Annotated in this window: 12 protein-coding genes; 8 read left to right on the top strand and 4 right to left on the bottom strand. The window is 71.7% G+C overall.

What is annotated here, in order from left to right; all coding sequences use genetic code 11:
- Window positions 1-59: 59 nt before the first annotated feature.
- On the top strand, window positions 60-1,313 hold the full coding sequence (locus ACQP2E_RS21625) for a hypothetical protein (protein ID WP_433824745.1): 1,254 nt from the start codon (window positions 60-62) through the stop codon (window positions 1,311-1,313).
- A 28-nt stretch (window positions 1,314-1,341) separates the two neighbouring features.
- Complete coding sequence (locus ACQP2E_RS21620; RefSeq protein ID WP_433824744.1) at window positions 1,342-1,980, top strand: dihydrofolate reductase family protein; 639 nt, start codon at window positions 1,342-1,344, stop codon at window positions 1,978-1,980.
- Here the strand turns inward: ACQP2E_RS21620 and ACQP2E_RS21615 are convergent.
- The 3 genes from ACQP2E_RS21615 to ACQP2E_RS21605 are packed head-to-tail and all read right to left on the bottom strand — an operon-like array spanning window position 1,977 to window position 4,002.
- Window positions 1,977-2,603, bottom strand: a complete 627-nt coding sequence (locus tag ACQP2E_RS21615) for a lysoplasmalogenase family protein (RefSeq protein ID WP_433824743.1) — start codon at window positions 2,601-2,603, stop codon at window positions 1,977-1,979. The two genes, ACQP2E_RS21620 and ACQP2E_RS21615, sit on opposite strands and share 4 nt — an antisense overlap.
- Window positions 2,600-3,295, bottom strand: a complete 696-nt coding sequence (locus tag ACQP2E_RS21610) for a sterol desaturase family protein (protein ID WP_433824742.1) — start codon at window positions 3,293-3,295, stop codon at window positions 2,600-2,602. The genes ACQP2E_RS21615 and ACQP2E_RS21610 overlap by 4 nt, the downstream gene beginning before the upstream one ends.
- Window positions 3,292-4,002 (bottom strand): FadR/GntR family transcriptional regulator, encoded by a 711-nt coding sequence (locus ACQP2E_RS21605; protein WP_433824741.1) that lies wholly within the window; start codon window positions 4,000-4,002, stop codon window positions 3,292-3,294. The genes ACQP2E_RS21610 and ACQP2E_RS21605 overlap by 4 nt, the downstream gene beginning before the upstream one ends.
- Window positions 4,003-4,086: 84 nt before the next feature.
- Here ACQP2E_RS21605 and ACQP2E_RS21600 point away from each other — a divergent pair, with 84 nt between their 5' ends.
- On the top strand, window positions 4,087-4,986 hold the full coding sequence (locus ACQP2E_RS21600; protein ID WP_433824740.1) for an aminotransferase class IV: 900 nt from the start codon (window positions 4,087-4,089) through the stop codon (window positions 4,984-4,986).
- Between the two features lie 4 nt (window positions 4,987-4,990).
- On the opposite strand, the gene ACQP2E_RS21595 is transcribed toward ACQP2E_RS21600, so the two are convergent.
- Window positions 4,991-5,695 carry an HAD family hydrolase gene (locus tag ACQP2E_RS21595; protein WP_433824739.1) on the bottom strand — a complete coding sequence of 235 codons (705 nt, stop codon included), beginning with the start codon at window positions 5,693-5,695 and terminating at the stop codon, window positions 4,991-4,993.
- Between the two features lie 459 nt (window positions 5,696-6,154).
- Between ACQP2E_RS21595 and ACQP2E_RS21590 the strand changes: the two genes are divergently transcribed.
- The 5 genes from ACQP2E_RS21590 to ACQP2E_RS21570 all read left to right on the top strand — a co-directional run bounded on the left by ACQP2E_RS21590 (window position 6,155) and on the right by ACQP2E_RS21570 (window position 14,331).
- Window positions 6,155-7,192: an ABC transporter ATP-binding protein gene (locus tag ACQP2E_RS21590; RefSeq protein WP_433824738.1), complete on the top strand. Its 1,038-nt coding sequence runs from the start codon at window positions 6,155-6,157 to the stop codon at window positions 7,190-7,192.
- 5 nt (window positions 7,193-7,197) lie between these two features.
- Window positions 7,198-8,004 carry an ABC transporter permease gene (locus ACQP2E_RS21585; protein ID WP_433824737.1) on the top strand — a complete coding sequence of 269 codons (807 nt, stop codon included), beginning with the start codon at window positions 7,198-7,200 and terminating at the stop codon, window positions 8,002-8,004.
- Between the two features lie 56 nt (window positions 8,005-8,060).
- Window positions 8,061-9,290: a sensor histidine kinase gene (locus ACQP2E_RS21580; protein WP_433824736.1), complete on the top strand. Its 1,230-nt coding sequence runs from the start codon at window positions 8,061-8,063 to the stop codon at window positions 9,288-9,290.
- Window positions 9,287-9,892, top strand: a complete 606-nt coding sequence (locus tag ACQP2E_RS21575; RefSeq protein ID WP_433824735.1) for a response regulator transcription factor — start codon at window positions 9,287-9,289, stop codon at window positions 9,890-9,892. The genes ACQP2E_RS21580 and ACQP2E_RS21575 overlap by 4 nt, the downstream gene beginning before the upstream one ends.
- Before the next feature lie 104 nt (window positions 9,893-9,996).
- A complete protein-coding gene (locus tag ACQP2E_RS21570) occupies window positions 9,997-14,331 on the top strand; it encodes a hypothetical protein (RefSeq protein WP_433824734.1) in 4,335 nt (1,444 codons plus the stop codon).

The following is a 14,331-nucleotide window of genomic DNA, read 5'->3' as shown; positions in this document are numbered from 1 at the left end:
TTTGCATCGCGCATCATCACACGGCTCCGATGGTGGCGTCCATCGCGAGGGGAGTGAGCGTGCGGCAGCGGCCGGTGCGGCTTCTTCAGATCGGCGGCGGTAACTTTCTGCGCGGCTTCGCCGACTGGATGATCCAGAAGGGCAACGACGCCGGGGTTCTCGATCACGGCGTGGTGGTGCTGAAGGTGACGGCGAGCGCGTCGGCGCCGGTGGCCGGACCGTTCCGGGTGGTGCTCGACGGGGCGGGGTTCACCGAGGTCACCGACGTGGACGTGATCCAGGAGGTGGTCGGCGCCTACACGGACTGGGACCGTTGTCTCGCGGTGGCCCGGGGGGCGGATCTGCGGCTTGTCGTCTCGAACACCACGGACGCCGGGATCGTGTTCACCGCCGAGGATCTCGGCGCGCGGCCGCCGGCGACGTTCCCGGCCAAGATGGCGGTGCTGTTGCACGAGCGGTGGCGGCACTTCGGCGGTGACCCGGAGCGGGGGCTGTCGTTCCTGCCGTGCGAGCTGATCGAGGAGAACGGTCAGGCGTTGCGCGCGGCCGTGCTGCGGCACGCGGCGACGCTCGATCCGGGGTTCGCCGGGTGGGTGGGTGCGCACTGCCGTTTCCACGACACCATCGTGGACCGGATCGTGCCTGCGGGCGACGCCGCCGAGGTGCGCGGCGAGTTCTACGCGCGGTGGGCGATCGCCGGTGATTCGCGGATCCGTGACGAGTTTCCACTGGACAAAGCAGGTCTGCCGGTGGAGTTCCTGGCGGACATCCGGCCGTTCAGGGAGAAAAAGGTGCGAATCCTGAACGGTTCGCACACCGCCATTGCCGCGGTGGCGCCGCTGCTGGGCTGTGTCACGGTGGACGCGGCGGTCGAGCATCCACTGGCCGGTGAGTTCCTGCGGCGGCTGCTGCGTGACGAGGTGCTGCCGACACTGCCGGCTGACGCCGGCACGTTCGTGGAGGCGACGCTGGAGCGGTTCCGCAATCCGGCGCTGGAGCACCGGTTGTCGGACATCGCGCTCAACGCGCTGTCCAAGTGGGACGCCCGGAACCGGCCGGTCGTGGCCGACCGCTGGGCGGCCGGTGAACAGGCGCCGCTGAGCGTATTCGCGCTGGCCTGCCTGCTGCTCGGGTATGCGGGGGAGTTCGGCGACTATCCGGTGCGGGACGCGCCCGAGGTGATCAGCCAGGTCCGCGCGGGGTTGTGGGCGCAGGGGCGGCTCGCCAGGGAGACCGCAGACCACATGCGGGCGATCCGCGAGGCCGGCCCGGCGGCGGCACTGGAAAAGGCACTGGAGAAGAAGCTGCGATGAGATTTGATGGTGGCGATGGTCTGAGGTCGTGACGGTCTACGAGGAGGACGAGATCATGGGCACGATTCACATCGACCTGTTCACGACACTTGACCTGGTCGCCCAGGCGCCCGGCGGCCCCAGCGAGGACCCGGAGAACTTCGCGTTCGGTGGCTGGCAGGCGCCGCTGTGGGATCAGCAGGTCGGCGAGCAGGTCTGGGCCGGGATGGCGGGCATGGACGCGCTGCTGCTGGGCCGCCGGACCTACGACATCTTCGCCGGGTACTGGCCGCATCAGCCCGGTGAGATCGCCACTCTGTTCAACGGCATCCCGAAATACGTCGCCTCGCGCGCCAACCCCGCACTGACCTGGACGGGTTCGTCGCAGCTCGGTCCCGCTCTGGCCGCCGACGTGCGGGCTCTGCGCGACAAGCACGAGAAGATCCACGTGATCGGCAGCCTGAACCTGGTGCAGACCCTGCTGCGGGACCGCCTCTTCGACCGGCTGAATCTCTGGGTGTACCCGATTCTGCTGGGCGCCGGCAAGAAGGTGTTCCAGGACGGCGTGCTGCCCGCGAAGCTGGCGCTCACCGAGCCCGCGGTGACCACGCCGAGCGGTGTGGTCCGGCTGCGTTATGCCGCCGCCGACGGGATTCCCGCCACCGGCGACATGACGCCCGACATCTAAATCTGGGGCCGCCGCTGCCAGCCGACGCTGATCAGGGCGAGCGCGGCGATGTACGTCGCCATCACCAGGACGCCGCGGGCCGGGAACTCCGCGCCCGCGGCGCCGACGCCGATCAACAGGTCGGAGATCACGAACAGCGCTCCACCCGCCGCGACGACGCGGCCAACCCCTGCCGCTGCCGCGGCCATGGCGGTCAGCGCCAGGCTGTACAGCAGCACGGGTACGCGTAAAGCACCCAACTGGTTCCACAACAGCGCGTTGGCCGTGACCCAGAGCAGCGCCCAGCACGCCACCGGCAAAGGCCGGGGTGTCGTCCGGCGCAGGAACGCGGTGATCAGGCAGATCTGAGTGCCGAGGAAGAACAGCATCCCGGTCAGGAACGCGGCCTGACCCGGCACCAGCAGCGCGATGTCGCCGGCGGTGGCGAACGCGAGCGCGGCCACCACCGGGTCAGGCCTGCCGTGCCGGCGCAGATGCCAGATCAGCAGCGGCGCGAGCAGCGGTTTCGCGATCCACTGCAGGACGGTGACGTCGGCGGCCACCGCGACCAGCTCGACGGCGGCGGTGACGGCGAAGACCCGCAGCGGAAGGCTCGTGCCCGGCCGGACAGCGGTGACGCTCATGCGGCCGGCGTCCAGCCCGGACGGCCGAACAGATAACCGGCGCGCTCGCGCCAGCAGGTCGCCGACCGCACGTCTCGCCAGATCGCGGCGTACTCGTGTGTCGCCACCCTCAGCGGGTTGTAGGTCTCGATGTTGCTGGTCAGGCCGTATCGCACCCGTTCGCCCTCGGGTTCGAAGCTGCCGAACAGCCGGTCCCAGACAATCAGGATGCCGCCGTAGTTGCGGTCCAGGTACGGGATCATCCACGGCGGGAAGCCGAGCGCGGCGAGACCGAGCCAGAACGGCAGCGCGGTCATCGGCGTCCAGCTCTGCCGCAGCGCCGTCGAGAAGTTGAAGAACTGGCTGGAATGGTGCACGACGTGACCGGCCCAGAAGACGCGTACCTCGTGGTGCAGCCGGTGGAACCAGTAGTAGGCGACGTCGTCGGCGAAGAACAGCAGCACCCACACCCACCAGTCGCCCGGGTCGAGCTTGAGCGGGCTGAGCACGTAGAGGCCGGCGAAGAGCACGGCGGTGAGCAGTTTCCACGGCACGCCGATGATCTGGCTGCCGAGACCCATCGACAGGCTGGTGGCGGTGTCGCGGGCCTCGTACCCACGCTCCTCGTCGTCCGGCAGGAACCGGAATGACAGGAGCTCCATGACTATCAGCAGCAGGAACGCCGGAACGGCGTAGAGGACGGCAGGGATCATCGGGTCTCTTTTTCCCAAGTGGAGGAGGGAACCGCGAGGAGGGCTCTCGCGGCGCGTTCCGCGCCTGCGGCATCGCCTGCGGCGATCAGATCGGACAGGGCACGGTGGGCGGCCACGTCCAGCAGTTCTTCGGTACGTCGTTGCGGCGGCATGTGGCCGACAGCAAGCGCCCCGGCGGTGAGGCTGTTGAAGGCCAGCAGGTACGCGACGTTGCCGGACGCCTCGACGATCCGGCGCCAGAACGCCAGGTCGGCCTGGCCCATCGCGACGAGATCGGGCACCGCCGCCGCGTAGCCGTCGACGGCCGCCGCGACCGCGTCGCGTTCCGCCTGTCCGGCGCGGGCCGCCGCCAGCCGGGACGCGTCCGCGCCGACGCAGGCGCGCATCTCCATGACGTCGCGTTCGATGGTGGGCACCGGCAGCACGTCGTCGCTGGTGGACAGGGCCAGGGCCAGGTCGAGACCGGCGCTGCTGCGCCAGTCCAGGGCGCGGGTGGCGCCGCCCTGGCTGACCTTGACGAGGCCGAGCTGTTGCAGCCGGCGCAGCGCCTCGCGGATCGCGTGCCGGTTGACCTCGAACGTGGCGGCCAGGTCGCGTTCGCTCGGCAGCGCGTCGCCGGCGGCGTATCGGCCGCGGACCACGGCGTCACGCAGCCGGCCGAAGACGTGGTCGGAGACCGATGACCGGGGTGCCGGATCGAAAGTCATGAGCGGCAGTGTGCCGCGTCACACTTCAACCCGTCAACTGGTTGGACCAGTTCAGCTGAGATCGGCGGGGAATATGATCTGGCGATGCTGCAGCGCTACGACGAGCGGAACGCCGACATCCGGTACTGGGTCAACGGGGAGCTGCTGCATCGCAGCCAGCCCGGCCTGTCGCCGTTCGACTCGGTGGTGCAGGGTGGCGACGCGGTCTGGGAGGGTCTGCGGCTGTACCGTGGCGCGGTCTACGGGCTGACCGAGCACCTGGCCCGGTTGCGGCGCTCGGCGGTGGCGCTCGGCTTCGCCGACATCCCGGACGACGCGACGATCATCAACGCGCTGGTGACCACGCTGCGCGCGAACGACATGGCCGACGGGGTGCACGTGCGGCTCACCCTGACCCGTGGCGTGAAGGTCACCAGCGGCATGGACCCCCGCCTCAACCAGGCCGGATCCACGCTCATCGTGCTCGCCGAGTTCAAGGCCCCGGTGTACGACACGGGCGGCCTGCGACTGGCGACCTCCAGCGTGCGCCGGCCCGGCCCGGACGTCCTGGACCCGAAGATCCACCACGCGAACCTGCTGAACTCGATCCTCGCGAAGATCGAGGCGACCGCGGCCGGCGCCGACGACGCGCTGATGCTCGACCAGCGCGGCTTCGTCGCGGAGACCAACGCGACCCACCTGTTCGCCGTCGTGAACGGCGCCCTGGCAACCCCGTCGACGGCGGCATGCCCGGAAGGGATCACCCGCCAGACAGTCCTCGACCTGGCGTCGGCGCACAGCATCCCGGCGGTCGTACGCGACATCTCGCTGACCGAGATGTACACCGCCGACGAGGTGTTCTGCACCGGCACGATGGGCGAGATCGCCGCGGTCACCGTGATCGACGGCCGCACCATCGGCACCGGCGAGGTCGGCCCGCTGACGTCCCGGCTGGCCCAGATCTACCAGAAACACGCTGCCGCCAACGGCGTACGCATCCTGTGACAGCTCAGAGGCGGTGGGCGGCCATCTCGTCGTAGTACGGCTGGGCCGCCTCGACCAGCGGCAGCAGCCGGTCCGGGACCTGGGCCGGCGACGGGTCGTATGCTCCGAAGCCGGTGGAGCGCTCGACCGCCGCGTACCAATGTGGTGCCCACACGCCATCCTCCGCGCGCGGACCCGGCGCCCAGGACAGCATCGCCTCGTCGAAGCCGATGCCGAGCGCCTCGCAGAGCCGCCCCAGCGTCGTCGCCGGATCCCGCAGCACGTCGGCCGCGTCGACGACCGGCCCGCCGAACGACCGGAAGATCTCCAACTGCTGCGGATAACCGAGGTCGTCGAGGGTGGGCTCGCCGCGCACCTTCGCGTACGACGCGACCACGTGCGCCGGGTCGCGGATCAGGAACGCGTGGGTGAGCGCCCCGAGCCACTCCCGGCCGACGTCGGGGAGCAGGTGGTGGGTCATGTGCTTCTGATAGAACACAGCCGGCCCGCCGGGAATCGGCCCGGTCAGCCGCGCGGCCACGTCCGGCCATCGTTGCGGCTGCGCGGCCAGGATCTCCTCCCGGCCAGGGTGCTCGATCCCGGTCGCGGCCAGATAGTACGCGTAAAGCGGCTCGTCGACGGCCACGGTGTCCGCCCGCGAACCAAAACTGCGCATCATCGCCGTCGAGATGTTCCGAGGCCCGGACCACATGGCAACCCGCGTCGTCATCGCAAGAGTGTTGCAGCCCGCCGTTACATTCCGCCCCCATCCCCGCGCCGTCCCGCCCATCCCCGCCTGTCCCCGCCCCGCCCCGCCGCCCGCGTGCCGTGCGGTGCCGTGCGGTGCCGTGCGGTGCCGTGCGGTGCCGCGCCGCGCCGAACCGTGGCGATTCTCGCGATCTTGAGTGATTGTCGACCCCAAAATGTGAAAGATCGCTCAAGATCGCGGACGGGGCTCCCCGCGCCGCCGCCCTGTGCAGCCCCGTGCCGCCCTGTGCAGCCCGCGCCGCCCGAAGACTCCTGAGCGTAGAGTGGGCGGCACCGGCTGAGGCCACCACCGCCCACCGCCCACCGCCCACCGCCCGCCGCGCACTGTCCACTGAAGTCGCTGAGGCTCATGACATCTGTCATCCGAAGTCGTGAACGGGCGCACTGCCGCCGCCTCGGAACCGGCCACAGACTTCACTGCATGACGACAACGACATCGGCCGCCGTCGAGGTCAGTTCCATGCGGCGGCGTTATGGGAGCTTCGAAGCGGTCCGGGGTGTCAGCTTCGACGTGCGGCGCGGGGAGTTGTTCGCACTGCTCGGCACGAACGGGGCCGGCAAGACCACGACCATGGACCTGGTCGCCGGATTCGGGCGGCCGGACGCCGGAATTGTCCGGGTGCTCGGCCGGGATCCGTACAGTGAGAGGCGCGTCCTGCGCCCCCGCCTGGGGATCATGCTGCAGGAGGGCGGCCTGCCGCCCGATCTGACGGTGGGTGAGTCGGCCGCCATGTGGGCGGGCACGCTGACCGATCCACGCCCGGTCGCGGAGGCCCTCGACCTGGTCGATCTCGGACATCGTGAGCACGTGCGGGTGCGGCAGCTCTCCGGTGGCGAACGGCGCCGTCTCGATCTGGCTCTCGCCGTGATGGGCCGTCCGGCGGTGCTGCTGCTCGACGAGCCGACGACCGGCCTGGATCCGGAGAGCCGGCGTAACGCCTGGCAGATGGTCCGCGCCCTGCTCGCCGACGGTGTGACGGTGCTGCTGACCACGCACTACCTGAACGAGGCGCAGGAACTCGCCGACCGGCTGGCGATCATGCATCGCGGCGAGGTGGTCATCGCCGGCTCCACCGCCGAGGTCGTCGCCCAGCACCCGGCACGGATCATTTTCGGACTCCCGCACGGCGTCCAGCTCCCGGCCCTGCCAGGCCTTCGCCAACCCCAGGATCAAAAGCCGGCGAGGGTACGCCCGGAGCACGACCCCGGTCGCGTCACGCTGCGCACCGACGACCTGCAGGACACCTTGACCGAGCTGCTCGGGTGGGCGCGGCGCCACGACATCGAGCTGGCCGGACTGGAGGCCCGCCCGGCATCACTGGAAGAGGCCTTCCTCGCGGTGGCCCAGACCGAAGAGACAGCCCCGAACGGCGAGACAGCCCCGAACGGCGAGATAGCCCCGATCGGCGAGACAGCCCCGAACGGCGAGACAGCCCCGAGCGACGAGGTCCCGGCATGACAACTATGACGACCACCAGAAACGCGACTCGTGGGAACACCTCCCGGCTCCGCGCCGTCGGCCTCGCCGAGCTGAAACTGTTCGCCCGCAACCGCACCGCCATGTTCAGCGCCTTCGTCATCCCGCTCATCCTGGCCGGCGCGATCTCCACCTCCGGGATGGCCGACTCCGACGACGTCGCGACATCGGTCACCGTGGTCACCTCGCTGCTCGGATACGTGCTGCTGGCGGCGGTCTACTACAACCTGGTCACCACGTACGTCGCCCGGCGTGAGGAGCTGGTGCTCAAACGGCTGCGCGCCGGCGAGCTCAGCGACGCCACGATCATCACCGGTATCGCCGCGCCGATGGTGGCCGTCGCCGTCGCGCAGATGATCGTGTTCGTGGTCGCCGGGGCGATCCTGGTCGGGCTGCCGGCCCCGGTCAACGTACCGTTGATGGTGGCCGGCGCCCTGGGTGGTGTGATCGTGTTCGTGCTGCTCGCGGCGGTGTCCGCGGTATTCACCCGGACCGCGGAGTCGGCGCAGGTCACGACGCTGCCGGTGCTGCTGGCGTGCCTGATCGGCTCGATGCTGTACCCGATGATGGACGACGCTCCCGGCGTGGTCGTGGCGCTGCTGCGGGCGCTGCCGCTGACCCCGGTGGTGGACCTGCTGCGGCTCGGCTGGCTCGGCACCACGGGCGAGGCCGCGCCGGTCGGGTTCGCCGCGACGTTCGGTGACGCGCTGCTGCCGGCCGGGATCCTCACCGCCTGGATCGTGGCCGGGCTGTGGGCGGTCCGCCGCACATTCCTCTGGGAACCACGTCGATAGGCCCTCGGAAACCACATCGATAGGCCTCTGGAAACCACGTCGATAGGTTGATGACCATGACACCGACGTCCCGTGCCGCCCGGGTCGACCTGACGATGCGCGGCTCGCTCTATGTGCTCTTCGCCGGTGTGCCGCTGGCGGTTGTCGGCCAGGTCGACGCGACGCACGGTTACCTCGCCGTTCTCGCCGCCGGGCTGGCCGCCGCGCAGGCCGTCGCCGCGGTGATGCTGCTGCACAGCGCCATTGACCACCGGCTCGGCAAGGCGCCGAGGCCGCGCCGGCGAATCGTGGTCGCCGGCGCGTTGTCGCTGGCCGCGGTGGCGGCGGCGATCCCGGTCACCGCCCTCGCCGACGGCACGTACGCGGCCGTCGCAGTGGTCGTGCTCGCCTCGCTCCTGATCGCGCTCGACCCGATGATCTCCACCTGGATGACCGTCACGATCGCGACGGCCGGCTGGGTGATCGCGGCCGGGCCGGCGGTGGTGGCCGGGGACGCCGGGTTCGGCGCGAACCTGGGGCTGCTGCTTGTCGTGGTGGCGCTGCTCGCGACCGAGCGGTGGACGGTGTGGACCATCGACGTGATCCGGCAGCTCGACGAGGCGCAGCACGTCAAGGCGGAGCTGGCCGTCGCCGAGGAACGGCTGCGGTTCGCCCGCGATCTCCATGACGTCGCCGGGCGTACCCTCTCGGTTGTCGCCTTGAAGGCCGAGCTCGCCGCCCAGCTGGGCAAACGCGGGCGGCCGGAGGCCGTCGAGGAGATGCTGGAGGTCCGGCGCATCGCGCAGGACTCGCTCGCCGAGCTGCGGGCGGTGGTCAGCGGGCTGCGCACCGCGCGGTTCGACGAGGAGCTGGCCGGCGCGCGGTCGCTGCTGGACGCGGCCGGGATCAGCTGCCGGGTGATCGGCGACGGCGCCGGTCTGGCCGAACCGACCCGGGCCACGCTGGGCTGGGCGGTCCGCGAGGCCACCACGAACGTGCTGCGGCACAGCCGGGCCACCAGCTGCACCATCGAGCTGGACCGGGCCGCGGACGGGACGGTCACCTTCACCATGACCAACGACGGAACCATGACCAACGACGGAACCATGACCAACGACGGAACCATGACCAACGACGGAACCATGACCAACGACGGCGCCGGCGGCGCCGGTGCGGCGCGCGGCAACGGACTCACCGGCCTGGCCGAGCGGGTCGCCGGCGCCGGGGGTACGGTCGACGCCGGCCCGGTGCCGCCGGACCGTTTCCGGGTCGCGGTGAGCCTGCCGCGGACGAGGGAGGCCGTGTGATCCGGATCCTGCTCGCCGACGACGAGCATCTGATCCGTGGCGCCCTGGCCGCGCTGCTCGCCCTGGAGGACGACCTGATCGTGGTGGGCCAGGCGGCCACCGGCGCCGAGGCGATCGCGGCGGCCCGCGCCCTGAACCCGGACGTCGCCGTGGTCGACCTGCAGATGCCCGACCTCGACGGCGTGACCGTTGCGGATCGCCTGCGCGTCGAGGTCCCGACCTGCCGCACGATGATCGTCACCAGTCACGGGCGTCCCGGCCATCTGAAGCAGGCCCTGGCCGCCGGGGTACGCGGCTTCCTGCCCAAGACGGTGTCGGCGGAGAACCTGGCGATGGTGGTGCGGACCGTCCACGGTGGCGGGCGATACGTCGATCCGCAGCTGGCCGCCGAGGCGATCAGCGCCGGCGACAGCCCGCTGACCGCGCGCGAGGCCGACGTGCTGCAGCTGGCGTCCGAGGGCGCGCCGATCGAGGAGATCGCCCGGCGGGCCTCGCTGTCACCGGGAACAGTCCGCAACTATCTGTCCGCGGCGGCCGGCAAACTGGGCGCCGCGAACCGCCACGAGGCGGCCCGCATCGCCCGCAGGAGCGGCTGGATCTGACGCTCGGCGTCACCATTTCGGTCAGTGATCCGCGGTTCGAACCCTGGGCGTGCGGCCGGGTGGAAACACTCTGTCGACCCGTTGGCACAGCCCGAGGAACGCCCGTGAACCCGATCGACGACGAGCCGCTGTTCGAGCGGATGCGCCAGTCGGTGGCCGCCGCCGTCGCCACCCACGCGCAGACCCTGCGGGAGGCATCCGCGCCGGCCGTGGTCGGTGTGCTGTCGGTGGCGGCTCTCGCGCCGATCGTCGCGGCGACCGGCGGCGCGGCAGGCGTCCTCGGCGCGGGCGCCGGAGTGGTCGGGTCGGTGGGCGCCAACATCCTCACCAACGTCATCGCGGACGCCATCGAGCGGCTCAAGGATCACGGCGACGACGGCCGCGCGCAACTGGCCGAGCGGATCGCAGCCGCGTTCCGTACCGACGAAGACCGTGAGTTGCGCTCCGAGATCATCTCCCTCTTCCAGAGCGCGGACCTGGCGGGCGCGGCGTTGCGCTCGGCCGCCGCAGGCGGCGACCCTGACCTCGCGCCCGCGCTCGGCTTCGCCTTCGCTCAGCTCAGCGACGGTTTCAGCGCCGCGATCACCGATCTGCGCGATGAGGTACGCCGAGAGGCCGCCCAGCACAGCAGCGACCGCGAGCGTTCCCGGCGGATGGCGGCCGACCTGGCCCGCGTGCTGGACCTGCTGTCGGCCGAACACTCCGGCGAGGTCTTCCCGGCCGCCTTCGCGTGGAAGGGCTGCCCCTATCGGGGTCTGCTGCCGTTCGAGGAACATCACGCCGCGGTCTTCCACGGCCGGCACGAGCTGACCCGGCGGCTCGTCGCCCGCGTCGGTGAGCGGCTCGGTGCGGACGGGCTGCTGCTCGTGGTCGGGCCGTCCGGCGCCGGGAAGTCGTCGCTGCTGCGCGCCGGACTGCTGCACGCCCTGGCGAACGACCAGGTCGCCGCCGACTCGTCGGGCTGGCCCCGGCGGGTGATCACGCCGACCGCCGACCCGGTGCTGCACCTCGCCACCCACCTGGCCGACCTGTGCGGCTCCGACGCCATCACCACCCAGCACGCCGTGCTGGCCGAGCCGTCCGCGGCACACCTGCTGGTGAAACAGGCGCTGCTCGGCAGTCCCGGCGCCCGGCTGGTGCTCGTGGTCGACCAGTTCGAGGAGCTGTTCACGCTGGTCACCGACCACGCGGTCCGGCAGGCGTATCTGGACGCCCTGGTCGCGATGACCCCGGACGCGATCGTCGTGCTCGGGGTGCGCGGCGACTTCCTCGACCAGGCGATGGGCTGGCCGGCGGTCCGCGACGCGGTCGAAGCCGGCCCGTTCGCGGTCGGCGCGATGAGCGAGGCCGAGCTGCGGGAGGCGATCACCGGTCCGGCGGCGCGGGCCGGGGTGGCGGTCCCGGCCGAGCTGACCGATGCGATCGTCGACGACCTGCGCGACCGTACGCTGCCGACCGGCTTCGACACCGGAGTGCTGCCGCTGTTGTCGCAGACGCTGTTCGTGATGTGGCCCGGCGGGCTGAGCCTGGACGGGTACCGGCGTACCGGCGGGGTCGCGGACATCGTGCGCTCCAGTGCGGACGGGGTCTACGCGGCGTTGCCGCCGGATCGGCAGGAGATCGCCCGGCGGGTGTTCCTGCACCTGGTCGTGGTGGTCGACGGACGGCCGGCGCGACGGCCGGCTTCCCGGTCCGCCCTGCTGGTCTCGGCCGGGCCCGATCTCGATGCCGTCCTGGAAGCCTTCGCCGAGCGGCGGCTGCTGGTCCTCGGTGACGACGTGCACATCGCGCACGAGCAGCTCATCCAGTCGTGGCACACGCTGCGCGGCTGGCTGGAGACCTGCGCCGCCGACCAGGCCCTGCAGCGGGAGCTCGCCGAGGACACCGCCGCCTGGCGGCAGCGACGCCGGGACGGCTCCTATCTCTATCGCGGCGTCCGGCTGGCCGAGGCCCGGCACGCCGTCGAACGGTTCGCCGTCGATCCGGCGGTGACCGAGTTCCTGGCGGCGGGCGGGCGGCGCGAGAGGCGGCGCACGCGGGCGTACCGGGCCACCGCGGCCGCGCTCACCCTGCTGTTCGCCGGCTCGGTCGCCGGTGCGGTCCTGTCCACCCGGAACGCCGCCCTCGCCGAGGATCAGAGTGCCATCGCGCTCTCCCGCCAGCTGGCCGCGCAGAGCAGGTCGCTGCCCAGCTCGGAGCGGATCACGGCGCAGCGCCTCGCCGTCATGGCCCTGCGCGCGGCACCGACCAAGGAGGCCTACGCGGCCGCGAGCGCCCTGCTCATCGGCTATCACAACAGTCTCGGGGCGGACGGCGGCGTGCAGGCCGTGACGTACAGCCGGGACGGCCGGGTCCTGGCCGTCGCCGACGACGACCACGTGCGGCTCTGGGACGTCGGCAGCGGCCGGATCGTGGGGCAGGCCGCCGCGAGCGGAATCGGGTTCCTCACGTTCAGCGCGGACGGCACGAAACTGGCCGGTGCGCACCTGGACGCCACTTCGGTGACCCTGATCTGGCAGGTCGCGGACGTGTCGATGAACTGGCAGCCGGCCGTGCGGATCAGCGTCGACGGATCCCAGGTGGCGTTCAGCCCGGACGGCGACCGGATCGTCGTCGAGGGCTGTGGCGACACGATGGGCGTCTGGGACACCACGACCGGCAAACGGGTCGCCACCCTGCGGCATGCCGGGTACGGCACCATGCTGTACGGCGTCGCGTACAGCCCGGACGGCCGGTTCATCGCGGCCGGGGACCTGGACGGGACGATCCGGGTGTGGCACGCGGACTCCGGGAAGCCGGCGTTCGCGCCGCGCGCCGGCCAGGTGACGGCCGTCGTCGACGCGGCGACAGCCGATGCGGCGATTGCCGATGCGGCGATTGCCGATGCGGCGATTGCCGATGCGGCGATTGCCGATGCGGCGATTGCCGATGCGGCGATTGCCGATGCGGCGATTGCCGATGCGGCGATTGCCGATGCGGCGATTGCCGATGCGGCGATTGCCGATGCGGCGATTGCCGAGGCCGGCGTGGAGGAGCCCAGGACCGCGCAGGTGCTGTTCACCCCGGACAGCCGGACGCTGCTCGCCCTTGCCGTCGACGGCGCCGTGACCAGCTGGGATCCGGCGACAGGTCAACGACGAGCCGTTCTTCGCGCCGCGTCCGGCGGCACCGGGCAGCACCGGGCCGGCATCGCCGAGATGGCAATCTCGCGGGATGGCCGGTTGCTCGCGGTCTCCCGCGCCGGCGGCCCGCCCGCGCTTCTCGACGTGGCGACCGGCCGGCCCGCAGGCACGCCGCTGACCGGCGTCCCGGCGGCAGCGGCCACGGCCACGGCGACGGCCACGGCGAGCGAGAGCGGGTCCGAGGAGGCGTCCACCTTCGCGTTCAGCCCGGACAATCGGACCCTGGCGACCGGCGCCTACGGCGTGGTGCGGCTGTGGGACCTGACCGGACGGACCCCGGTGGGCGCCCCGCCGGTCACCGCCGACGGGGTGAGCGCACTGGCGTTCAGCGCGGACGGCGCCCGGCTTGCCATCGGGTCCCTCTTCGGCGCGACCAGGGTGTTCGACGCCACCACGATGCTGCCCGCGGCGCCCGGACTGATCACCACGCCGAGCAGCATCGACGGGCTGGCGTACCGGACCGGCGGAACACTGGCCGTGCACGGCGCCGACGAGGTCAGCCTCTGGGACCACCGGGGCGTACAGCACGGCCCGGTCCTCTCCGGGCACCCCGCGGACAGCGCCGGGCTGCTCGCACCCGGCGTCGAGTTCAGCCCGGACGGGCGCCTGCTGGCCGCCGGGACCAGTGGCGGCGTTCCCTGGCTGTGGCGAGACGGCAAGGGCGCGCCGCTGGCCGGGCATCGCGGCGAGCTGTCCGACGTCGCGTTCAGCCCGGACTCGAAGCTGCTGGCCACCGGCTCCTCCGGCGGGGTCGCGCTGTGGGACACCCGGACCGGAACCCTGCTCCGCACACCGATCTCCGGCGGCACGGACACCTTCGAGGTGGCCTTCAGCCCGGACAACTCGTTCCTGGTCACGGTGGGCGCTACCTCCGGGGTACGCCTGTGGGACCCGGCCGCCGGCGACCCGATCGGCGGGCCGCTGCCGACCCCGGGCGAGAAGCCGGGCGAGGTCGCGTTCAGCCCGGACAGCCGGGTGCTCGCGGTCGCCACCGACGCCGGCGTGATCCGGTTGTGGGATACGCGTACCCGGGAGCAGGCCGGCATCCCACTGACCGGGCACACCGGCACGGTGAGCATGCTGGCGTTCCGGCCGCGCGGCCGGAGCCTGGTGTCCTCGGACAGCACCACGATGCAGATCTGGGACCCCGAACTGTTCCGCGACCCGGTGGCCAGCCTGTGCGCCCAGTCCGGCCCTCTGACCCCCGAGGACTGGAGCACCTACGCCCCCGACGAGACCCCCCGCCAGACCTGCTGA

The organism is Actinoplanes sp. CA-015351, from assembly GCF_050955685.1.
Lineage (GTDB): Bacteria > Actinomycetota > Actinomycetes > Mycobacteriales > Micromonosporaceae > Actinoplanes.
This window is presented reverse-complemented; position numbering and strand designations above follow the sequence as displayed.